Genomic DNA, 21,926 nt, shown 5'->3' on the forward strand with positions numbered 1-21,926 from the left:
CGAGGGCGGCGCTCCTTCCAAAACTGCCCGCCCTCCTTTTTTCTTCAGGCGAACCGACAAATGCCTTACATTGAAACAGCCATCCGCGCGGCCCGCGAAGCCGGCGACATCATCAACCAGGCTTCCCGCAGCATCGAAACGATCAACGTCCAGACCAAGGCCTTCCACGACTACGTGACGGACGTGGACCGCGCCTCGGAGCGCGCCATCGTCGACATCCTCACGCACTACTGCCCAAGCCACGCGGTGCTTTCCGAGGAATGCGGCCTGATGGGCCAGACCAATTCGGAATTCGTCTGGGTAGTCGATCCGATCGACGGCACCACGAACTTCATCCACGGCTTCCCGCAGTACGCGGTGTCGATCGCGCTGCGCCGCGGCAACGACATCCTCGAGGCGGTGGTCTACGACCCCCTCAAGGATGAAATGTTCACCGCGGTCCGCGGCGAGGGCGCGCGCCTGAACAAGCGCCGCATCCGCGTCTCCGGCCGCATCGACCTTTCCTCCGCGCTCATCGGGACGGGCTTCCCGTTCCGCGAGGGCGACGACTTCGAGGGCTACGCGAAGGTCTTCACCCAGGTGGCGCGCCGCACTTCCGGCATCCGCCGCGCGGGCGCGGCCTCACTCGACCTGTGCTATGTGGCCTGCGGCCGGCTCGACGCCTTCTGGGAGACCGGCCTCAAATCCTGGGACGTAGCCGCCGGCTCCCTCATCGTCCTTGAGGCCCGGGGCCTCGTGACCGACCTCGACGGCAATGACGGCTACCTCGACTCGGGCCGCATCGTGGCCGGTACCCCGAAGATCCTGGGAGCGCTGATGCCGATCCTCAACGGCTCGGCCCCGGTCCAGGCCTGAAGCGGCCCGCGGCTCGGCAGGAGAGGGCGCAGCCTCTTTCGGGTGGCCGCCCTCTTTTTCTTTTCCATGAAACCCTCATGAGGAACCCAGCTTTGAACGCTTCGAAACCGATTCTCACCACCGAAAATGCGGATCCGGCCTCGCTCACCCCCGCCATGCAGCAGTTCCTTGAGATCCGCCGCGGGCTCGTGAAGCAGTACCCGAACATCATCCTGCTCTACCGGATGGGGGACTTCTACGAAACGTTCTTCGAGGATGCCGTCGAGATCAACCGACTGCTCGGCATTACGCTCACAAGCCGCGGGAAAACCGTGCCGGTGCCGCTTGCGGGCGTGCCCTACATGACGCTCGACTCCTACCTCGCGCGCCTCGTGAAGGCGGGCAAGGCCGTCGGGATCGTCGAGCAGCAGGGCGACTCCACGACGAACAAAGGCGCGGTTCCGCGCAAGCTCGTGCGCATCGTCACCCCGGGCACACTCACCGAATCGGAGCTCCTGCCCTCGAAGGCCGACGCGGCCCTGCTCGCGCTCGAGCCTCCGCTCGGGAAAAAGGCGCCGGAATGGTCGATCGTGAGCCTTGTGCTCTCAAACGGCGCCTTCAAGGCGATGAGCGTCGCCGAGGAGGAGCTCGCGGGCGAGATCGCCCGCATCGCGCCGAAGGAAATCCTGGTGCCGGACTCGATCCGCGAGAAAGCCCAGGGCTTTGCCTCCGGGGCGCTTGTCACGCCGCTGCCCGACTGGCACTTCGACCCCGAGCACGGGGCCGAGCAGCTGCGGCACCACTTCCAGATGGAAAGCCTGGACGCGTGGGCGGTTTCTGAAAAGCCCGGGATCCTCGCCGCTGCGGGCGCGGTCCTGGGCTACGTCTCCCAGACCCAGATCGAGTCGATGCCGCACATCCGGCCGCTCGTGCTCGAGGAGTCGAGCCGCTTCGTGGGGCTCGACGCCGCCACGCGGCGCAACCTCGAGCTCACCGAGTCCCTGCGAAGCGGGGGCGGACCCACGCTGCTCTCCACGATCGACCACTGCCTCACCGCGATGGGCTCGAGGATGCTGCGCGGCTGGATCACCCAGCCGATGCGCGCCCCCGAGGTGCCCCGAGAGCGCCACCGGGCCGTGGGCGAACTGGTCGGCGACCCCGACAAGTGTGAGGAGCTCGCCTCGGCGCTGCGCCCGCTGCCCGACCTCGAGCGCATCGCCTCGAGGATCGCGCTCGGCTCCGTGCGGCCCCGGGAGCTGGCCGGGCTGCGCGACGCGCTGCCGCAGCTCTCGAAGCTTTCCAAGGCCGCGGCGGGCTGCCTCTCGGACTGCTTCAAGGCCGCCGCCCCCGTGCTCGACCCCCCGCAGGAGCTCTCTGAAACGCTCACCCGGGCGCTGCTGCCGGAGCCTGCGGTGACGCTGCGCGACGGGGAGGTCATCGCCGACTCCTTCAGCGACGAGCTGCGGCAGCTGCGGAGCCTTCGGGATCACGCGGGCGACTTCCTCACCGAACTGGAAGCCCGCGAGAAGCAGCGCACGGGGATCCCCAACCTGCGGGTCGAATACAACCGCGTGACCGGCTACTTCATCGAGGTGACGCGCGGACAGGCCGACCGGGTGCCCGCGGACTACCGCCGCCGCCAGACTCTGAAAAACGTGGAGCGCTTCGTCACCCCGGAGCTCAAGGGCTGGGAGGACAAGGCGATCGCCGCGCGGGAGCGTTCTGTGCAGCTCGAACGCGAGCTCTACGAGGGGCTCGTCAGGTCCTGCTCGGCCTGGGTCGAGCGGCTCACAGAAGCCTCGGAAGCGGCCGCCTCGATCGACGCGCTGCTGTCGCTCGCGCGCCACGCGCGCGACATGGAGTGGACCGAGCCCGAGCTGTCCGAGCAGAGCGGGATCGTGATCCGCGGGGCTCGCCACCCCGTGGTCGAAAAGGCAATCGAACATTACGTCGCCAACGACTGCGAGCTCGTGCCGGGAAGGCGTCTCCTGGTGATCACCGGCCCCAACATGGGCGGCAAGTCCACCTACATGCGCAGCGTCGCTCTCATCGCCCTGCTCGCGCTCGCAGGCTCCTGGGTGCCCGCGCAGTCGGCCCGCATCGGACCGATCGACCGGATCCTCACCCGCATCGGCGCGAGCGACGACCTCGCGGGCGGCAAGTCCACCTTCATGGTCGAAATGGTGGAGGCGGCCGCGATCCTGCACCAGGCAAGCAGCCGCTCGCTCGTGCTGATGGATGAGATCGGGCGCGGCACCTCGACCTTCGACGGGCTGTCGCTTGCGGCCGCGATCGCGCGGGAGCTCGCCGACCGGATCCGCAGCTATACGCTCTTTGCCACCCACTTCTTCGAGCTCACGCAGCTCTCGCAAAGCTGCGCCGAAGTGGCAAATGTCCACGTCCGGGCCATCCAGAGTTCGGGCCGCGTCGTGTTTCTGCATGAAGTGCGCGAGGGGCCCGCGAGCCAGAGCTACGGCATCGCCGTAGCGCAGCTTGCAGGCGTTCCCCAGCGGGTGATCCGCGAAGCGCGCTCGACGCTGCGCGAGCTCGAGGAGCGCTCAAGGCTTTCGGGCGAGCAGCCCGACCTCTTCTCCTCGCCCGGCGCCGGCGCGCAGGACGAAGCCCCGGCCGAAGAGGAGGAGGACACGGAGGCGCAGGCCGCGCTCAGGCTGCGCGACGAAATCGCCGCGCTCGACCCGGACTCGCTCACGCCTCGCGATGCGCTGGTCAGGCTCTACACCCTGATCGAGCAGGCGCGCGGCGGAAAGCCAGCCTGAAAGCCTGAGGGGTCCGGAAAGCCGGGCCGACCGGCTCTAATCCTTCAGGAAATACGTGACGGTCGTCACCACGCGCACGTTTTTCTCATAGGGCATGCTGCTGTCGGCGTCCGTTACGGAAAACTGCCCCTGGGTGGCGGCTTTGATCCTGCCGATGTGCGAGCCCGAGTCGGAGGCGAACTTCTGCGCCACCTCGCGGGCGTTTTTCGTCGCCTGCTCCACCATGCCGGGCTTCACGTCATTGAGCTTCGTGTAGATGTAGCGGGTGTTCCAGGCCTCGGAGGCCACGGAGATGCCCTGCCCCACGAGCTCCTTTTGCCTGGAGATCAGGCTGCGCACCAGGGCGACCTTCGAAGTGTTCACGGTAATCACACCGGTGAGCACATAGCGCGGACCGCGGGCGCCGTTCGAGTACTCAGTCTGGCGGTCCTGCACGTTCGGAGCCCCGAAGGAGATCTCCTCCTCGCCCAGCCCCGAGTCCTTCAGGAACCGGATGACCTTCTCGCTGTCGGCTTCGAGCAGGGCATGGGTGGCAAGGAGATCGTCCCCGGTGCGCCGGAAGGTGATCGGCCAGATCACCTGGTCGGCCGGCACCCGGCGCTCGGCCAGCCCCTTGACGGTGACCACCCGGGCCTGGCCGATGTAGGCGTCCACCGCGCCCTTGACCGAACAGCCGAGAAAGATCAGGCCCGCGGCCACGCCCAGGCCCACGCAGGCGCCCGAAATCCAGCTTTTGTCCGTCAGTCCCATGGTGCAGCTCCCTCCCCGCATAGAATTCTTCCGGCGCGGGGCTGCGGCAGCCTCGCCGAAGCCCTCGCCCGCCGCTATGATTGGTTCGTTCCCATCTTATCAGCCATGCGCCCCAAAGGCGACGCAGGATATCTTCATGAGCTTCGAACCTGATTTCGACGAAGACGACCCCGATGAAGCGGGGGTCGACGTAAGCGACTTTTCACACTACCTTTCGGAGGACGAATGCCGCCTGGGCTTCGCCATGATCGTCCTCAAGGCGGCCTACGAAATGGTCAGGCGGGGCGAGGACCGGGGCCTGGTCGCCCAGGCCGCGGTGCTGTTGCTGCACGAGGCCGGCATGCCGGTCGACGACTACAACGCGTTCGACTGGGCGAGCGACTACTTTGAGAACGTGCCCTGGGAGGACTTCCTGAACGCCTACGTCTCCAGCCCCGCCGAAGGGCTTTACTCCGAGGAGGAGGCCGACCAGATCCGCGACGGGCTCGAAGGAGCGCTCGAGCAGGTGAGCCTCGAGGCAGCCGGCTGAAGGGAAAAGCGACCGGAAAAAAGTTTTCCGGGCCTGAGCCGGAGCCGCACCGCCCCGCGCAGCCCGAAGGAAAAAGGAGTGCTGCATGACCGATGAATTTGACGCCTACATGCCGGAGCTGATCGAGACCCGGCGCAGAATCCACAGAAGGCCCGAAACCGGCTGGACGGAGTTCGAGACCACGGCCCTTGTCGCGCAGAGGCTCGAGTCGCTCGGCTTCGAGGTGCATCTGGGGCTCGAGGTGATCGACCCGGAGCGCGTGATGGGCCGCAGCGCCGAGGAGGCGCAGCAGGCCGAAGAACGGGCGTGCCGGGCCGGCGTCCCTGAAGAGCTTCTCGCGCGCATGGGAGGCTACACGGGATGCGTGGGCGTGCTCAGAACCGGGCGGCCCGGCCCCGTGTGCGCCTTCCGCTACGACCTGGACGCGCTGCCGATCAACGAGCCCACGGATCCGGCCTCGGGCCACCTGCCCGCCGTGGAGGGCTTCGCCTCCGTCTTCCCTGGAAAAATGCATGCCTGCGGGCACGACAACCACGCGGCGATCGGTCTGGCCGTCGCGCGCTGGGCCAGGGACCACGAAGCGGGCCTGCGCGGCACCCTGAAGCTCATCTTCCAGCCCGCGGAGGAAGGCGCGCGGGGCGCGGCCGCCATGGCCGCCCGAGGCGTGGTGGACGACGCTGACTGGCTCATCTGCGGACACGTGGGCACCACCGCAGGGCCCGGCGAGCTGCAGATCGCCGACCGCGGCTTCATGGCCACCACCAAATTCGACGCGGATTTCAAGGGCTGCCCGTCGCACGCCGGGAGCAGCCCCGAGAAGGGGCGCAGCGCGCTGCTTGCCGCCGCGAACGCCGCAGTGATGCTCTCGGCCATCCCCCGGACCTCCCAGGGCGACACACGGGTCGCCGTGGGAAAGCTCGTCTCGGGCAGCGCGCGCAACATCACGCCCGCCGACGCCCATATGGAGTTCGAAGTGCGGGGCGAGACCGCCGAGGCAAACGAATTCATGACCGAGCGGGCCGAGGAAGTAGTCCGCGGGGCCGCCTCCATGACCGGAGTCGGCGTCGATCTGAGGCGCGTGGGCCAGGGCTCGACTCTCGTCACGACGCAGGCCGCGCTCGGCCTTCTTTACGAGGCCGCGCGGGCCGTGCCCGGCATGAAGGTCATGGCCGCACCGCCCTGCCCCGGCAGCGAAGACTGCACCGTGCTCATGCACCGGGTGGCGCAGCACGGCGGCAACCCCGGCTATTTTCTCTTCGGCTGCTCGCACCACGGCCACCACAGGCCGGACTTCGACACCCAGGACACCGTGAGCGACAAGCCGGGCTTTGAGATGTGGGTGCAGGTTCTCAAAAGGATCCTCGGCTGAAGCTCCGGGCAGGGGCGGCGCGCCCTCTCTTTCCGCACGCAAAGGCCTTCTTCCTATCTGAAGAAAACTCCCTTCATCTAGGGTAAAATACCTAGATTTAGCCCCGGCGGAACCTCCTCCGGGGCCGGTTCGCCACCGACTGAAAGTCGGGATCAGGCCACAGGAAGAAGACATGGATATCCGGCTCGAGCCCAAGGACGCCCGCGACGCCTACAGCACCCCCATCGTCCAGCAGACCGCCTTCTGGTCCGGCGTGAAGCGCCGCCTCGGGATACGCTCGAGGGCCTTCGAGTATTCGGTGCGCAACAGCGACCTCTACTGCGGCGTCGGGGGCTACTCGCGCACGAACGCCGACTTCATCATGTTCTACCAGTTCGTGAACCGGGAAGACTACATCGCGTATCTGCCCTACGGCCCCGAGGTCGAGCCCTCGGAAGAGCGCCAGGGCGCTTTCCTCGAGGAGCTCTCCGAGCAGCTGCGCCCGCACCTTGGCCCGCACTGCATCGGCATCCGCTACGACCTCAACTGGCGCTCCCACTGGTGCCGCGAGGAGGACTTCGACAGCGAAGGGCTCTGGCGCGGAGCCCCGAAAAGGGAGTTCCAGGAGATGCAGCTCAATTTCTCCACCCGGAACTGGAACCTGCGCAAGTCCAGCACCAACGTGCTGCCCGCGGATACCATCCTGCTCGATCTGAACGAGCCCGAGGAGGTGATCCTCGGGCGCATGAAGCCCAAGACCCGCTACAACATCCGCCTCGCGCTCAAAAAAGGAATCGAGGTGAGGGACATGGGCGCGAAGGCACTCCCCCTCTGGTACGGGCTGTATCGGGAAACCGCCCTGCGCAACGGCCTGCACCTGAGCCCGATCCGCTGCTTCCAGTCCGTGGTGGCGGCCAAGCTCGACAATGTCGATCCCAGCGTCACGGTGAAGCTGCTGGTCTCCTATGCAGGCGAGCTGCCGCTGGCGGCCATGTTCCTCGTCCTTTCGGCCGGCCGCGCGACCTACCTCTACGGAGCCTCGTCCTCGCTGCACCGTGAGCTCATGCCCACCTACGCGCTCCAGTGGCAGGCGATCCGGATGGCGAAGACCTGCCGCTGCAGCGAGTATGATCTTTTCGGCGTCGCCCCGAACCCCGCCCCCTCGCATCCGATGTACGGGCTGCTGCGCTTCAAGCAGGGATTCGGGGGATCGGTCTTTCACCAGCTCGGCTGCTGGGACTATCCGCTGCAGCCGGAGAAATACGCCGCGCTCTCAGCCCTGGAATTAAGCTCTCCGGGCTATTACGCCTGAGGCCTGCGGGAGCACGCGGGCATAAAAAAATCCCGGACAGGAAGGAGAGAACCTGTCCGGGCAGCTTCAACAACTCTGTGAGCTGCCTCATATATTACTGATATTGCGATGAAAATCGATACGCTTAACGGATGCGGTGTGATCCGTCGGTTGGCTGATTCAGGCATCATCCATTGGATCAGCGGATCCGCGGGCGGCCCGGATTCAGGGGCTTCACGGCCGCCGGCCGCATCGGCCCGGAGGCCCTTATGATTTTGATCCACATCAATCCTTGTCTCTCCCCGGAACTTCGAACATGTCCGCCGCCATCTTTGTCCTGACGATCATCCTGGTGATCTGGCAGCCCCGGGGGCTGGACATCGGCTGGTCGGCCGCGCTCGGCGCGGCCCTTTCGCTGCTCTCGGGCTGCGTGTCGCTCTCCGACATCCCGAAGGTCTGGAGCATGGTCTGGAACGCGAGCGCGACGCTGATCGGCCTGATCGTTCTCACGCTCACGCTTGACGAAGCGGGGCTCTTCCGCTGGGCCGCGATCCGCATCTGCCGGGCCGCAGGCGGAAGCGCCTCGCGGCTCTTCGTGTGCGTCATCCTCTTCGGGGCTCTGCTTGCCGCGCTGATTGCCAATGACGGGGCGGTCCTCATCCTCACTCCGGTGGTCGCCGCGGTTCTGGCCGAGCTCGCCCTTCCGCGCCAGGCCGTGATCGCCTTTGTGATGGCGGCGGGCTTCATAGCCGACACGGCGAGCCTGCCCTTCACCACCTCGAACCTGGTGAACATCATCACCGCCGACTTTTTCGGCGCGGCCTTCGGTCAGTACGCAGAGGCGATGGCGCCGGCGGCGGCCGCCTCCGTCGCCGCAAGCCTCGGCGTGCTGTGGCTGCGCTACCGGCGCTGGCTGCCTCGCCGGTACGACGCCGCGCGGCTTCCCGAAGCCTCGAGCGCCGTCGCCGACCCCCTGGTGTTCCGGCTGGGGCTGGCCGTCCTCGCGGCCCTGCCCGCGCTGTGCTTTGCCGCAGGCGCGGGCGGCATCCCCGTCTGCGCGGTGACCGGATCGGCCGCCGCCCTCCTTCTGGCCGCCTCGAGGCGGCGCCGGGTCGTCAGCATCTCGCGCGTGCTCAGACAGGCCCCCTGGCAGATCGTGATCTTTTCTCTCGGCATGTACCTCGTCGTCTTCGGTCTGAGAAACGAGGGGCTCACCTCGGGCCTCACCCAGGCGCTCGAGGCGCTCGCCTCCCTGGGGACGGCTCCGGCCGTGTTCGGCACGGGGGTCCTGGCCGCCGCGCTCTCCTCGGTCATGAACAACCTGCCCGCCGTCATGACCGGGGCGCTCTCGATTGAGTCGGCCGGCGTGCCCGAGGCTGTGCGCACGGCCATGTTCTACGCGAACGCCATCGGCTGCGACCTCGGCCCGAAAATCACTCCGATCGGCAGCCTCGCCACGCTGCTGTGGCTGCACGTGCTCGCCCACAAGGGCCTGAAGGTCACCTGGGGCATGTATATCCGCACGGGCATCGTCCTCACCGCCCCGGTGCTCCTGGCGGCGCTCGCGGCGCTAGCGCTCACACTGGGCTAGGAGCCGCGCCCCGGAGAAAAAATAAAGGGGAGGCAGTCTAGCCGCCTCCCCCTCATCTGTCCGGCCCTCAGCCGAGCTTCACCTTCTTCCAGATCTCCGTGATGGTCTCGGTGGGCGGGTCCTTCTTCCTGTTGCGGTAGACCGTGTGCAGCAGCTCGTGCGCGACCTCGCTGCCCGGCTCGCCCAGATACTGGTCATAGAGCCGGATGACGTCCGGGTTCTCGTGGCTGCGGCGCAGCTTCCTGTGCTGGTCGATCTTATAGATCGAGGCCATCCTCGCCTTCGAGCGCGACAGGTAGCTGTTCTTGATGCGGATCGTGCCGCCCCCGTCGATGCAGCCGCCGGGGCAGGCCATCACTTCGAGGAACTTGTAGTCCGCGCGGCCCGAGTCGATGTCGGAAAGCACCTTCTCGGCGTTGCGCAGTCCGTGCACCACGGCGACCTTCACCGAGCCGAACTTCCCGAGGTCGACCTTCGCCTCCTTGACCGCTTCCATGCCGCGCACCGGGATGAAGTCGACCGAGTCGAGCTCCCTGCCGTTCACCTTGCGGTAGACGGTGCGGAGCGCAGCCTCCATGACCCCGCCGGTCGTCCCGAAGATCGCGCCCGCGCCCGTGTTCTGGGACATGAAGGGCGAGTCAAAGGGCGTAGAGGGCAGCCGGTCGAGCCGGATGCCGTGCTGGAAGAGAAGCCTCGCGAACTCGCGCACCGTGAGCACGAGATCGGTGTCGGGCATGCCGTTGCGGGAGAGCTGCGGGCGCGCGGCCTCGTCTTTCTTCGCCGTGCAGGGCATGATCGAGATGAAGCGCAGCTTCTCCGGATCAAGCCCGTGCTCGCGTGCGAACCAGGTCTTTGCCAGCGCGCCGAAAATCCCCTGGGGCGAGCGCGTCGTCGAAAGATTCTGCCGGAACTCCGGATGGTGCTTCTCGACGTAGTTCACCCAGCCCGAGCAGCACGAGGTCATCATCGGCAGCTGTCCGCCGGAGCTCAGACGCTCGATGAACTCGGTCCCCTCCTCCATGATCGTCACGTCGGCCGCCCAGTTGATGTCGCAGACGTAGTCGGCCCCGAGCCGCTTGATCGCCGTCACCATCTGCCCCTCGGTATTCGCCCCGGGGTCCATCCCGAAGGCGTCGCCCACGGTCACGCGGGCTGCCGGCGCGAAGGCGACCACCGTCTTGATCTCCGGGTCCTCGAACCAGTCGATCGCGGTCTCGCCCTGGTCGTGCTCACCCAGAGCACCGGTGGGGCAGACCATCGTGCACTGGCCGCACTGCACGCAGTAGGGGCTTTCCGCCCAGGTCTTCGCGTGCGCGATTCCCACGCCGCAGTGCGTGCTGATGTCGTCGATCGTGAGGGCGGAGATGCCCTGCACCTGGCGGCAGACCTCGACGCAGCGCCCGCAGCGGATGCATTTGTTCACATCGCGCAGCAGCCCGTTTTGCGTGAGGTCGAAGGGCCGCGGCGTCGTGAAGCGCCCGTTGCAGGTGTTGTGCTTGAGGCCCACGTACATGGCGACGTCCTGCAGCTCGCAGTTGCCGTAGCGCACGCAGCTCGCGCAGTCCTGGTCGTGGTCGGCGAAGATCCAGGCCATCTGCAGGCGCTGCATGCGCCGCACGCGCCTCGTGCGCGTCATGACCCGCATGCCCTCGAGCATCGGGGTGGTGCAGGAGGTCACCACGCGGGTGCCGCCCGGGGCGCTCTTGTCCTCGATTTCGACCAGGCAGACCCGGCAGGTGCCGGGCGTGTGGTTAAGGGGCAGAAAGGCGCAGAGCGTCGGAATGAAAATGCCGGCCTTCTTCGCCACCTGGAGGATGGACTCGCCCTCCGTGAATTCGACTTCCTGATTGTTGATCCAGGCCTTCATCATTTCATCTCCGTTTCGGGCTTCCTGCGATAGAGCCGGTCGGTGTCGTTGCCGGGAATGGGCCGGGGCGTCACCACGGCGTACATCCTGTAGCAGCGCATGCAGCGCTCGGCCTCGTGTTCGGCCGCCTCCGTGGAGATCGTAAGGTCGACCTCGCGGAAATTGTTGCGCTCAGAGACCGGGATGTGCGGCGTCTCGACCCGCGGGCGCTTGAGGATCCGCGTGTAGTCCGCGCCGTCGTCAAGCAGCCTGCAGTCGTGGATGATCTCGCCCATGCGCGTGCGGGGCGTGAAGCCCACGGAGCCGCGCGAGAGATACTCGTCGATGCTGTTGGCGGCCATCTGCCCCTTGGCGAGGCCCTCGATCAGGATCGTGGGGCCGCTCGCGCAGTCCCCGCCCGCGAACACGCCCGGGCGGCTCGTCGCGAGGGCGGAGTTCACGGAAATGTTTCCGCGGCGGTCGAGCAGCACGCCGTCAGCCTCGGAAAGCACGTTGCGCTCAACCTTCTGCCCGATTGCGGCGATGAGTGTCGAGCAGCTCACGTCGTACTCGCTGCCCTCGATCGGCTTGACGCCGCGGCGGCCGCGCGCGTCGCGCTCCGTCTGGCGCATGCGGGTAAGCTTCACGCCCGTCACATGCCCGTCCTCGGAAAGGATGGAGACGGGGTTGGTGAGGAAATGGAATTCAATCCCCTCTTCGCGCGCCGCCTCGATTTCGTCCGGGTCGGCGCTCGCGTCCTGCTCGGTGCGGCGGTAGACCACATGGACCTTGCCGGTGGCGATGCGGCGCGCGGTGCGGCAGCAGTCCATCGCCACGTTGCCGCAGCCCACGACCACCACGTCGCCGTCGATCCTCGGCAGAATCCCGTCGGCCACCTTGGTCTCGATGTCGAGCAGGAAGTCAATGCCGTTCCTGTAGCCCTTCATGCTGGTGTCCTCGCCCGGCAGTCCCAGGTAAGCGCCCTCGGCGCACCCGATGCCGAGAAAGACCGCCCCGTAGCCGTCATCAAAGAGGCTCGAGACGGTGAAGTCGCGCCCGAGCCTCTGTCCGAAGTGCCAGACCCCGCCCAGCTCGCCGATCGCGTCGGTCTCCTTCTGCAGCACGCCCTTGGGCAGCCGGTAGGGCGGTATGCCGCGGAGAGCCATGCCGCCCGCCTGCCGGTCCTTGTCGAAGATGTCCACCGGATAGCCCATCATGAGCAGGTGGTAGGCGCAGTTCAGGCCCGCGGGCCCGGCCCCCACCACTGCGACCCGGGCCTTCGTGTAGTCGGTCATCGGGTCCATGCCCTTGAAAAGCTCGGAAATGGGCATTCCCGAGTGGTCGGAGATATAGCGCTTAATCTCCTTGATGGCCACCGGGGCGTCGACGGCGTTCCTGTTGCAGGCCTTCTCGCAGGGCTTCACGCACACGCGCCCGCAGGTGGACACGAGCGGGTAGTGGTGCAGCAGCACCCCGGCCGCGAGTTCCGGATGCCCGTCGCGCACGTAGTCGATGTAGCGCGGAATGTTCACGTGGGCCGGGCAGGCCTCGATGCACTTCGCGGTCATCGTGAGATACATGTCGCCCTTCATCGGCTTGGCGGGCGCGAGCAGCCGATCCTTGAAGAAGGTGAGCGCACCGATCATCGCCACGGCGGTGGTGCGGCCGATGCCGCACAGGCTCGTCTGCTCCATCTGCTCGGCAGACTCCAGGATGTGGTCCCAGTCGACCTCGGCGGCCCGCCCGGCGTGTGCATCCCGCAGCGCCATCTCGATCAGGATCGAGCCCGTGCGGCAGGGCGTGCAGCGTCCGCAGGAGATCTCATGCACGTAGGAATAGTAGCGGGCGAGAATGCCGGCGAGGGACACCGACTCGTCAAAGACGAGAAAGCCAAAGTTGCTGATGAGGGCGTCGATCGGATTGCCGGGATTGAAGTTGTTGATTTTGTCAAGCGGCAGATCCTTCGGGGCGGCGTGCCCGCCCTGGGTGTTGTCGTACTTAACGCCCTTCCAGACTCCATAGAGTATTTTTCGCATGAAATTCAACTGGCCCGCGGCACGAGCGGCCGCCGGCCGGAACCCGCAGGGCCGCGCGCCCGGCCGCCCCGACGCAGCAAAAAAGGGGCGGCGCGGCCGCAAGCCGCGGGCGGGTGCGTCTCCTTCGGCACCCTTGTTTCCGGGGGTTGTCAGTATCCTTTCTTATTCTTCTTCACCTTCCGCGCGGAACGCGCCCCCGGGAAACGCGCGCGGTCATGCACACAAAAAACCCGGCGCCGCCGGAAGGCAGAGCCGAGTTTAACTTAAATAAAAGCCCGGGGCACAGCCTCAGAGCACACGCTTGAGGAACCCCCGGGTGCGCTCTTCCTTCGGGTGCTCAAGAACCTCCTCTGGAGTGCCCTGCTCAACGATCACGCCGCCGTCCATGAAAATCACGTGGTCGGCGACCTCGCGGGCGAATCCGATCTCATGGGTGACCACGATCATCGTCATGCCTTCCTCGGCGAGCTTCTTCATCACCGAGAGCACCTCGCCCACGAGCTCGGGGTCGAGCGCCGAGGTGGGCTCGTCAAAGAGGATCGCATCGGGGTTCATTGCAAGCGCCCGGGCGATGCCGACGCGCTGCTGCTGCCCGCCCGAAAGGGTCACCGGATAGACATCGGCCTTCTCCTCGAGCCCCACGCGGCGCAGCATCTCCAGAGCCCTCGCGCGGGCCTCGGCCTTCGTGCGGTGCCCCACCACCATCTGGCCGAGCATCACGTTCTCGGCCACGGTCTTGTGGGGCCAGAGGTTGAAGCGCTGAAAGACCATGCCGAGGCGCTCGCGCACCTTGTTCATGTTCGTGCGCCTCGAGGTGATCTCCACGCCGTTCATCGTGATCGTGCCCTCGTCGGGATCCTCGAGTCCGTTGATGCAGCGCAGCATCGTCGACTTTCCCGAACCCGAGGGGCCGATCACCACGACCTTCTCGCCGCTGTGCACATCGAGGTCGATGCCCTTGAGCACGTCGAGCTTTCCGTAGCTCTTTTTCAGGCCGCGGATCGAAATCATCACGTCGCTCATTTCTGGTCTCCTCTGCCCATCCGGGCCTCAAGCACATGGATCAGCCAGGCCAGACCGAGCGTCATCACCCAGTACATGGCGGAAATCGTGAGGTACGGCTCCCAGTAGCGCGCCGAAGCGCCGGCCACCGTGCGGGCCGCGTAGGCGAGCTCGGTAAGGCCGATCGCCGACACGAGCGAGGAATCCTTGAGGATAGCAATGGCGTTGTTGCCCAGGGCAGGCAGCATCCGGCGGAAGGCCTGCGGCAGGACGATGTAGCGCATCGACTGCCAGTAAGTCATGCCCACCGAGCGGGCGGCCTCGGCCTGCCCCTTGTCGAGCGACTGGATGCCTGCACGGAAGACCTCCGACATGTAGGCTCCGGCGTTAAGTGAAATGGCGACGAAGCCCGCGATGAAGGCTCCGTACTCGCTCCTCAGCTCCCGGGCGAGATCGCCGCTCACCAGCAGCCCGTCGACCGGGTGGATGAACACCGGCATCACGGCGAAGTACATGAGGAAAATCTGGACGAAGAGCGGGGTCCCGCGGAAAAAGCTGACCCAGACCGTCACGGGCCATCGCACGCCGTAGTGCAGGATGCCTTTCCACGGAGCGTGCCGCGCCGAGGCCATGCGGGCCAGGCCGAGCAGCATGCCGAGAATCACGCCACAGAACACGCAGGCGAGCGTGAGCTTGATTGTCATACCGGCGCCTTCCTGGAAAAGGGGCCAGTATTCACCCACCACGTCAAATCTAAATGCAGTCATTGAATGCCTATGGGACAAATGCGGGTTGAATGCCGGACGCTCCTGCCGTCCTTCGGGCCGCGCGCACCGCGGGGAAGGGGCGAGGGAAAGCGGGCTCCCGGCAAAATCAGCCCCGGCGGAGTCTCTGCGTCAACTCGGGCCGGGGCCTCGCTGCAGCTTTGCAGCAGCCTCTTACTTGGTCGGCAGCTTCGGCACAGGGGCCTTGGCGCCGAACCACTTGTGGTAGACCTTCGCGTAGGCGCCGGACTTGATCACCTTCTTCAGGCCTTCGTTCACATCCTTGAGGACCTTGGTGTTGCCCTTCCTCACGCCGATGCCGAAGTACTGATCCTCGAAGGACGGGTCGCGGACCATGTTGAAGTGCTTGGAGGGATTCTGCTGGGCGTAATACGCGAACACGCCCACGTCGCCCACGGCGGCGTCAACGCCGCCGGCGTTGAGCTCCTCGAGCGCAAGCGGCGTGTTGTCAAAGCGCTTGATCGAGGTGCTCGCCTTGCCGAACATCTTGCTGCAGGCGATGTCGCCCGCGGAGTTGGCCACCACGGACACCTTCTTGCCCTTCAGGTCGGCCAGCCCCTTCACCTTGACGTTCTTCTGCGTGAGGATGAGCTGGTGGGCAGCGAAGTACGGGGCGGAGAAGTCGATCGTCTCCTTGCGCTGCGGAGTGATCGTGATGCCGCTGATGATGAAGTCGCGGTCGCCGTTCTTGAGCGACTCGAAGATCACGCCCCAGGCGGTGTTCACGAACTTCACCTTGAAGCCCTGGGCCTTGGCGATTTCCTTGACGAGGTCGATGTCAAAGCCGACGAGTTCCTTTTTCGCATTCTGGAATTCGAACGGACGATAGGTGGCGCCGGTGCCAACCGTGTATTCAACGGCCGCCGCATAGGCCTGGCCGGCGGTCATGGCGGCCACAGCAGCGGCCGCGATGAGGAAGCGCTTGAGAACCATAGAGGAACTCTCCCTTTGGATTGAATCGGAAGCGTGAGGCGACCTGCCGGAGGCCCCGCCGCTCACAGTTAAAAATTTGAAACTGCGACATTATCCACCAAAAGCCCGCGGAAAAAAATCCCAATCCCCTTTTTTCCCCAAAAAAGATTCAGAGGCTCCGGGGACCTTCCGGGGAGAGGCGGCCCTGCGCTCCTCCCCCTGGCTTTTGGAGCAGGCGCTCTTTCAGAGCTTCGTGTCGAAGAGAGCCTTCTGCTGCGTGAACTCGAGCATGCCGTAGACGCCGCCCTCACGCCCGATGCCGCTCGCCTTGAAGCCGCCGAAGGGCGCCGAAGTGTCGCGCGGACTCGAGTTGACGTAGACGTTGCCCGCCTCGATGCGGCGCGCGACCTTGAGCGCGAGGGACTTCTCGCCGTAGACGCCGGCGTTGAGCCCGTAGGTGGTGTCGTTCGCGATCGCGACCGCCTCCTCGGCGCTGTCGTAGGCTATGACGCACAGCACCGGCCCGAAGATCTCATCGCGGGCAATCGTCATCTTGTTGCTCACCCCCGTGAAGATCACGGGATGGACGTACCAGCCCTCCTTCGGGCCCGGCTCGGACGGAACGCCCCCGACGAGCAGCTTCGCCCCCTCTTCGATGCCTTTTTCAATGTAGCTCCGGATTTTCCTGAACTGACGTTCGGAAGACACCGGCCCGAGCTTTACAGCCGGATCCCGGGGATCGCCCACGGTGTACTCGCGGCTGATCTCGGCCAGCCGCCACTCGATCGCGGAAGCCTCCGACCTCGGCACGAGAAGCCGGGAGAAGGCGGTGCAGGTCTGTCCGGAATTAAGGAAGATCGAATTAAAGAGAATGTGAATCGGCTCGTCCCAGTTTTTAAGCCCCGGGAGAATGATGTAGGGGGATTTGCCGCCGAGCTCGAGGCTCACGCGCTTGACCGAGCGCAGCGCATTCGTCGCCACGGTGATGCCGCCGCTCGTCGAGCCGGTAAATGAGACCATCGCGACCAGCGGATGCGTGGAAAGCGCCGTGCCGATCTCGCTGCCGCGGCCCGTGACGAGATTGAAGACCCCTTCGGGGAAGCCTGCGCGCTCGATCGCCTCGGTGAGGTAATAGGAGGAAAGCGGCGTGTGCTGGCTCGGCTTAAGGACAACCGTGTTGCCCATGAGCAGCGCCGGCACGATTTTCTGAATCACCTGCCCGAGCGGATAGTTCCAGGGCGTGATGCAGCCCACGACCCCCACGGGCTCGCGGTAAACCGAGGAGGCTGCCATCTTTTCAAACAGCGGCACCTTCGGCGCAAGGTCGATGTAGGAGCGGGTGCGCACGTACTGGTACTCGACCTGGGACTTCGTCGTGAAGGCGACCGGCGAGCCAAGCTCGCGCACGGTGATGTCGACCAGCTGCGGCTCGAGGGACCGAAACTGCTCGAGAAAGCGCTCCATGAGCGCCATGCGGCCCTCAAGCGGCATGGCCGCCCAGGCTGGAAAAGCGGCCGAGGCGGCCTTCACGGCCCGGTCGACGTCCTCGGACGAGCATGCGGGCACCCGCGCAATCTCCTCGCGGGTGGCGGGATTCTCCACCACGATCCAGTCCTTCGAGGCAGGCTCGCTCCAGCGCCCGGCGATGAAAATCTTTCCAAAATCCATCTGCGATCCTCCTTTTGCACAAGCCGCCTCTGCCGCCCCTGGGAAAAAAGGGCTGACGGCGCGCGGCCTGAAGAAAGCACAGGGGTTTTCCCTTTGTTGACGTTTATTTTAGTTGCACTTGAGGCGACAAACCTTTCTAATGGAAGGCAATTCCGATTTTTTCGCATCAACCAGCGCGCGGCGGCCGGCGTCATCCGAGGCCCCGCGGGCGAACAAAAGGAAGATCATCGTGGTCCGCATGAATCGTCGCACCCTCCTTGGCGCAGCAGCCGCTGCAGCCGCCCTCTCCGCAGTCTCCCCCAGCGCCCTTGCCATCGGCGAGAGGCCAATCACCATCGTGGTTCCCTGGCCTGCCGGCGGCCCGCTTGACGTGGCGGCCCGCACGCTCGCCGAAGCCGTGGCGCCCGATCTCGGCAACGTCATTGTTGAAAACCGCCCCGGCGCGGGCGGCAACCGCGGTGTGAGCTCCGTGGCGAAGGCCAAGCCCGACGGCCGCACCCTCGTGGTGGGCGCAGTCGCCACGCACGCCATCAATCCGTCGCTTTTCAGAAAGCTGCCCTATGACCCCGTGAAGGACTTCACCCCGATCACGCTGATCGCCCACGTTCCCAATGTCCTCGTGATCACCCCCGAATTTCAGAAGAAGACGGGGATCAAGAGCGTGAAGGACCTCATCGCCTACGCGAAGAAGAACCCGGGCAAGCTCAACTACGCCTCGGGCGGAAACGGTTCGGCCGGCCACATGGCGGGCGAGCTCTTCAAGGCCGAGGCCGGCATCAACATGGTCCACGTCCCCTTCCAGGGCGCGGGCCCGGCCAAGATGTCGGTGCTCTCAGGCCAGACGCAGCTCATCTTCGACAACCTCGCCTCGGCCACCTCCAACATCAACGCGGGCAAGTTCGTGCCGCTAGCGGTGACCACCGCGAAGCGCGCCAAGGCGCTGCCGAAGGTGCCCACCATGATCGAGTGCGGCGTGAAAAACTTCAACATCTCGACCTGGTACGGGCTCTTCGTCCCGGCAAAGACCCCCAGGGCGACGGTTGACCGCCTCAACGCCGCCTTCACCAAGGCCCTGCGCTCCAAGCCTGTGGTCGAGCGGCTCGCCCGTCAGGGCGGCGAAGCTTCGCCCACCACCTCCGAGGAGTTCGCGGCCCTCATCCGCGAAGAAATCCCGAAGTACGCCCGCATCGTGAAGATCTCGGGCGCCCGGGTCGACTGAGAAACTCCCGCCGCGGGCCCCTGCTGCCTGAGAATCAGAGGGCCCGCACGCCGAACCGGGAGACTGGCTTCGGGCCAAAGCGAGGCTGCCTCCCGCCGCCTTTTCTCCCCCACCTCTGCTTCCTTCAACGAAGGACTACACCTTGAGCATCAAAAATCAGAGGGATTTCTGGGCCGGCATCCTGTTTGCGGCCTTCGGAATCTTTTTCATCGTCACGGCCCAGGAAAATGAACTGGGCACCGCCGAGCGCATGGGGCCCGCGTACTTCCCGACGCTGCTCGGGGGGTGCCTCGCGCTGCTGGGCACCGTCTGCGCGGTCAAAGGGCTCTTCTTTGCCGGAGACTCACCCGACGGGGGCCGCGTCACGCGCTTCAACTGGAAGGTACTCGGCCTCGTGCTGGGCGGCATCGTGCTGTTCTGCCTGCTGCTCGACCTCACCGGGTTCGTGATCGCGCTGGCCGTCATGATCACCGTCTGCTCGGCCGCAAGCGAAGAGTTCCGGGCGAAGGAGGTGATCGCCCTCATCGTGATCCTCGCGGCGCTTTGCTGGGTGGTCTTCGTTTACCTGCTCGGCATGACGATCCCGGTCATTCCGGCGTTTCTCGTGAAGTAAGGGGGCGGCCGTGGACTTTCTGAATAATCTCGCAACGGGCTTCGGAGAAGCCCTGTCGCTTGCGAACCTCCTTTACTGCTTCGCAGGCGTCACCGTGGGCACGCTGATCGGGGTGCTGCCGGGGCTCGGGCCCGTGGCCGCCATCGCGATGCTGCTGCCGATCACCTACACGCTGCAGCCCTCGGCCGCGCTCATCATGCTCGCGGGCATCTACTACGGAGCGCAGTACGGCGGCTCCACCACCGCGATTCTCGTGAACATTCCGGGCGACGCCTCCGCGGTGATCACCTGCCTCGACGGCCACAAGATGGCCAAAAAAGGCCGCGCGGGAGCCGCCCTCGGCATCGCGGCCATCGGGTCGTTTTTCGCCGGGTGCGTGGCGACGTTCCTGATCGCGGCCTTCGCGCCGCCCCTGATCTCGATCGCCTTCAAGTTCGAGGCCGCGGAATACTTCAGCCTCATGGCGCTCGGCCTCGTGGGGGCCGTGGTGCTCGCGAATGGCTCGCTCATCAAGGCGTTCTGCATGGTGCTGCTCGGCCTTCTCGTGGGACTCACCGGCACCGACATCAACTCCGGGGCCATGCGCTTCACCTTCGGGCTCGAAGACCTGCAGGAAGGACTGAGCTTCGTGGCGATCTCGATGGGCATCTTCGGCTACGCCGAGATCATGAACAACCTCGAGCAGCGCAGCACCCGGTCCTTCAGCACGGCTCCGGTCGGCAAGGTGCTGCCCACCTGGAGCGACATCAAGAACTGCGTGGGCCCGATCCTGCGCGGCACGGCCGTGGGGTCGCTGCTCGGAGTGCTGCCCGGGGGCGGAGCGCTTCTGTCTTCCTTCGCCTCCTACACGATGGAGAAGAAGATCGCAGGCAAGAACGCGAACCCGCCTTTCGGCGAGGGCAACATCCGCGGCGTCGCGGGCCCCGAGACCGCGAACAACGCGGGCGCGCAGACCTCCTTCATCCCGATGCTCACGCTCGGCATCCCCAGCAACGCCGTGATGGCGCTCATGATCGGCGCGATGATGATCCACGACATCCAGCCCGGCCCCCTCGTGATGAGCACCGACCCCGGGCTTTTCTGGGGCCTCATCGTCTCGATGTGGATCGGCAACCTGATGCTGATCGTGCTCAACCTGCCGATGATCAACGTCTGGGTGAAGCTGCTGCGGGTGCCGTACCGGTGGCTGTTCCCGGCGATCATTGCCTTCTGCGTGATCGGCACCTACTCGATCAACAACAACGTGTTTGACATCTGGGTGTCGATCGCCTTTGGATTTCTGGGCTACGTCTTCATCAAGCTCGGATGCGAGGCGGCGCCCTTCGTGCTTGGCTTCATCCTGGGGCCGATGATGGAAGAAAACCTCAGGCGCGCGCTGCTGCTCTCGCGGGGCGACCCGAGCGTGTTCTTCACGCGGCCGATCTCCTGCGGGCTGCTGATCGCGGCCGCAGTCCTCCTTATCGTTGTGCTCGCGCCGGCCGTGCGCAAAAAGCGCGAGGTCGCCTTCCAGGACAACGACTAGCGGGAGATCCCGGAGGCAGCCAGGGCGGGCTTCAGAGCCCCGCGATGTCCGCGACGAGCTCATCCACCTCCGCGTCCGACGTGCTCCAGGACGTGCAGAAGCGCACTACGCTGAGCCCCCCGCGGACTGCTCCCTCGTCCTCGAAGATGTACTTCCGGGCGAGGGCCCGCTTCTGCTCCTCTCCCAGCAGCACGAACTGCTGGTTCGTGGGGCTTGAGCCCGACATGGCAAACCCGCGGCCGAGAAACGCCCGGCGAATGCGCATCGCCTGTTCATCGGCCTTCTTCGCGATGTCGAAGTAAAGCCCTCCTTCGAGCAGCGTGCAGAACTGCAGCCCGAGCACCCAGCCCTTCGCCAGCACGGCGCCGTTTTGCTTCATGCGGGCCTTGAAGCGGCGGGCGAGCGCGGGACGCGTGATCACCACGGCTTCGCCGAACATCGCGCCGCACTTGGTCCCCCCGAGGTAAAAGACATCGGCAAGGCGCCCGAAATCCTTGAGCGTGAGGTCGTTCGCCTCCGACATGAGCCCGTAGCTCATCCGCGCCCCGTCGACGAAAAGCAGCATGCCGTAGCGTCGGCAGACCGCGGAGATCGCCTCAAGCTCGGCGCGGCTGTAAAGCGTTCCGCTCTCGGTCGGAAACGACAGGTAGACCATCGCCGGGCGCGTGATGTATTCGGCCTCCCCGCTTTCCACGTAGCGGCGGGCGCAGGACTCGACCGCCTCCGCCGTGAGCTTCCCGTCGACGTTGGGCAGCGTGAGCACCTTGTGCCCCGTGTTTTCCACCGAGGCGCATTCGTGACAGCTGATGTGGCCCGTGTCGGCGGCGATCACACTCTCGGTGGAGGCTAGGGCAGCGGCGGCGACGACGAAATTGGCCTGAGTCGCACCGGGAAAGAAGAAAACCGCCGCCTCGGGGACTCCGGCGGCCTCCCGGATCATGCCGGCCGCCTTCGCGCACCAGTCGTCCACGCCGTAGCCCGGGTAACGCTCCGGGTTGGTCCGCTCGAAAGCCTTGAGGATCAGCGGGTGCGCGCCGCAGCAGTAGTCGTTGTTGAATCGGATCATTCGAAGGGGTCCTGTCTTGAGTGAAGGGAAAAAAGGGCGGAGGGCTCCGCCGGATGGAACCCATTGTATTTTTTTTCCGGCTATGCGCCCGCAGAAATTGTCTGACAGACAAACGGGAAGAGCCGCCTCCTGCTCCC

The 21,926-nt window shown here is 65.7% G+C and carries 17 protein-coding genes; 9 read left to right on the forward strand and 8 right to left on the reverse strand.

Annotation, left to right across the window (positions count from 1 at the left end; genetic code table 11):
* The first annotated feature begins 60 nt into the window (after window positions 1-60).
* On the forward strand, window positions 61-855 hold the full coding sequence (locus MAF45_RS03225) for an inositol monophosphatase family protein (RefSeq protein ID WP_237978114.1): 795 nt from the start codon (window positions 61-63) through the stop codon (window positions 853-855).
* A 92-nt stretch (window positions 856-947) separates the two neighbouring features.
* On the forward strand, window positions 948-3,611 hold the full coding sequence (mutS, locus tag MAF45_RS03230; protein WP_326520668.1) for a DNA mismatch repair protein MutS: 2,664 nt from the start codon (window positions 948-950) through the stop codon (window positions 3,609-3,611).
* A 36-nt stretch (window positions 3,612-3,647) separates the two neighbouring features.
* On the opposite strand, the gene MAF45_RS03235 is transcribed toward mutS, so the two are convergent.
* A complete protein-coding gene (locus tag MAF45_RS03235; RefSeq protein ID WP_237978115.1) occupies window positions 3,648-4,361 on the reverse strand; it encodes an SIMPL domain-containing protein in 714 nt (237 codons plus the stop codon).
* Between the two features lie 136 nt (window positions 4,362-4,497).
* On the opposite strand from MAF45_RS03235, the gene MAF45_RS03240 reads away from it, so the two are divergent.
* The 4 genes from MAF45_RS03240 (at window position 4,498) to arsB (ending at window position 9,120) form a co-directional block, all read left to right on the forward strand.
* The gene (locus tag MAF45_RS03240; RefSeq protein WP_237978116.1) at window positions 4,498-4,890 is read left to right on the forward strand and encodes a hypothetical protein; all 393 of its coding nucleotides are present in this window, start codon (window positions 4,498-4,500) and stop codon (window positions 4,888-4,890) included.
* An 85-nt stretch (window positions 4,891-4,975) separates the two neighbouring features.
* The gene (locus tag MAF45_RS03245) at window positions 4,976-6,259 is read left to right on the forward strand and encodes an amidohydrolase (protein WP_237978117.1); all 1,284 of its coding nucleotides are present in this window, start codon (window positions 4,976-4,978) and stop codon (window positions 6,257-6,259) included.
* A gap of 172 nt (window positions 6,260-6,431) precedes the next feature.
* Window positions 6,432-7,550 (forward strand): lipid II:glycine glycyltransferase FemX, encoded by a 1,119-nt coding sequence (locus MAF45_RS03250; protein WP_237978118.1) that lies wholly within the window; start codon window positions 6,432-6,434, stop codon window positions 7,548-7,550.
* Window positions 7,551-7,845: 295 nt separating this feature from the next.
* Complete coding sequence (arsB, locus tag MAF45_RS03255; RefSeq protein ID WP_237978119.1) at window positions 7,846-9,120, forward strand: arsenical efflux pump membrane protein ArsB; 1,275 nt, start codon at window positions 7,846-7,848, stop codon at window positions 9,118-9,120.
* A gap of 67 nt (window positions 9,121-9,187) precedes the next feature.
* On the opposite strand, the gene MAF45_RS03260 is transcribed toward arsB, so the two are convergent.
* The 6 genes from MAF45_RS03260 to MAF45_RS03285 all read right to left on the reverse strand — a co-directional run bounded on the left by MAF45_RS03260 (window position 9,188) and on the right by MAF45_RS03285 (window position 17,369).
* On the reverse strand, window positions 9,188-10,990 hold the full coding sequence (locus MAF45_RS03260; RefSeq protein WP_237978120.1) for a 2Fe-2S iron-sulfur cluster binding domain-containing protein: 1,803 nt from the start codon (window positions 10,988-10,990) through the stop codon (window positions 9,188-9,190).
* Entirely contained in the window at window positions 10,987-13,002 is a 2,016-nt protein-coding gene (locus tag MAF45_RS03265; protein ID WP_237978121.1) for an FAD-dependent oxidoreductase, read from the reverse strand. The genes MAF45_RS03260 and MAF45_RS03265 overlap by 4 nt, the downstream gene beginning before the upstream one ends.
* A gap of 288 nt (window positions 13,003-13,290) precedes the next feature.
* The gene (locus MAF45_RS03270) at window positions 13,291-14,013 is read right to left on the reverse strand and encodes an amino acid ABC transporter ATP-binding protein (protein WP_237978228.1); all 723 of its coding nucleotides are present in this window, start codon (window positions 14,011-14,013) and stop codon (window positions 13,291-13,293) included.
* An 8-nt stretch (window positions 14,014-14,021) separates the two neighbouring features.
* Window positions 14,022-14,771: an amino acid ABC transporter permease gene (locus MAF45_RS03275; protein ID WP_237978122.1), complete on the reverse strand. Its 750-nt coding sequence runs from the start codon at window positions 14,769-14,771 to the stop codon at window positions 14,022-14,024.
* A 171-nt stretch (window positions 14,772-14,942) separates the two neighbouring features.
* Window positions 14,943-15,722 carry a basic amino acid ABC transporter substrate-binding protein gene (locus MAF45_RS03280; RefSeq protein ID WP_237978123.1) on the reverse strand — a complete coding sequence of 260 codons (780 nt, stop codon included), beginning with the start codon at window positions 15,720-15,722 and terminating at the stop codon, window positions 14,943-14,945.
* A gap of 222 nt (window positions 15,723-15,944) precedes the next feature.
* A complete protein-coding gene (locus tag MAF45_RS03285; protein ID WP_237978124.1) occupies window positions 15,945-17,369 on the reverse strand; it encodes an aldehyde dehydrogenase family protein in 1,425 nt (474 codons plus the stop codon).
* Window positions 17,370-17,607: 238 nt separating this feature from the next.
* Between MAF45_RS03285 and MAF45_RS03290 the strand changes: the two genes are divergently transcribed.
* The 3 genes from MAF45_RS03290 to MAF45_RS03300 all read left to right on the forward strand — a co-directional run bounded on the left by MAF45_RS03290 (window position 17,608) and on the right by MAF45_RS03300 (window position 20,723).
* On the forward strand, window positions 17,608-18,588 hold the full coding sequence (locus tag MAF45_RS03290; RefSeq protein ID WP_237978125.1) for a Bug family tripartite tricarboxylate transporter substrate binding protein: 981 nt from the start codon (window positions 17,608-17,610) through the stop codon (window positions 18,586-18,588).
* 142 nt (window positions 18,589-18,730) lie between these two features.
* A complete protein-coding gene (locus MAF45_RS03295) occupies window positions 18,731-19,201 on the forward strand; it encodes a tripartite tricarboxylate transporter TctB family protein (RefSeq protein ID WP_237978126.1) in 471 nt (156 codons plus the stop codon).
* Between the two features lie 10 nt (window positions 19,202-19,211).
* The gene (locus MAF45_RS03300; RefSeq protein ID WP_237978127.1) at window positions 19,212-20,723 is read left to right on the forward strand and encodes a tripartite tricarboxylate transporter permease; all 1,512 of its coding nucleotides are present in this window, start codon (window positions 19,212-19,214) and stop codon (window positions 20,721-20,723) included.
* A 31-nt stretch (window positions 20,724-20,754) separates the two neighbouring features.
* Here the strand turns inward: MAF45_RS03300 and MAF45_RS03305 are convergent, their stop codons facing one another.
* Window positions 20,755-21,789 carry a threonine aldolase family protein gene (locus MAF45_RS03305; RefSeq protein WP_237978128.1) on the reverse strand — a complete coding sequence of 345 codons (1,035 nt, stop codon included), beginning with the start codon at window positions 21,787-21,789 and terminating at the stop codon, window positions 20,755-20,757.
* Between the last annotated feature and the right edge of the window lie 137 nt (window positions 21,790-21,926).

This window comes from Mesosutterella porci (assembly GCF_022134585.1).
GTDB lineage: Bacteria > Pseudomonadota > Gammaproteobacteria > Burkholderiales > Burkholderiaceae_F > Mesosutterella > Mesosutterella porci.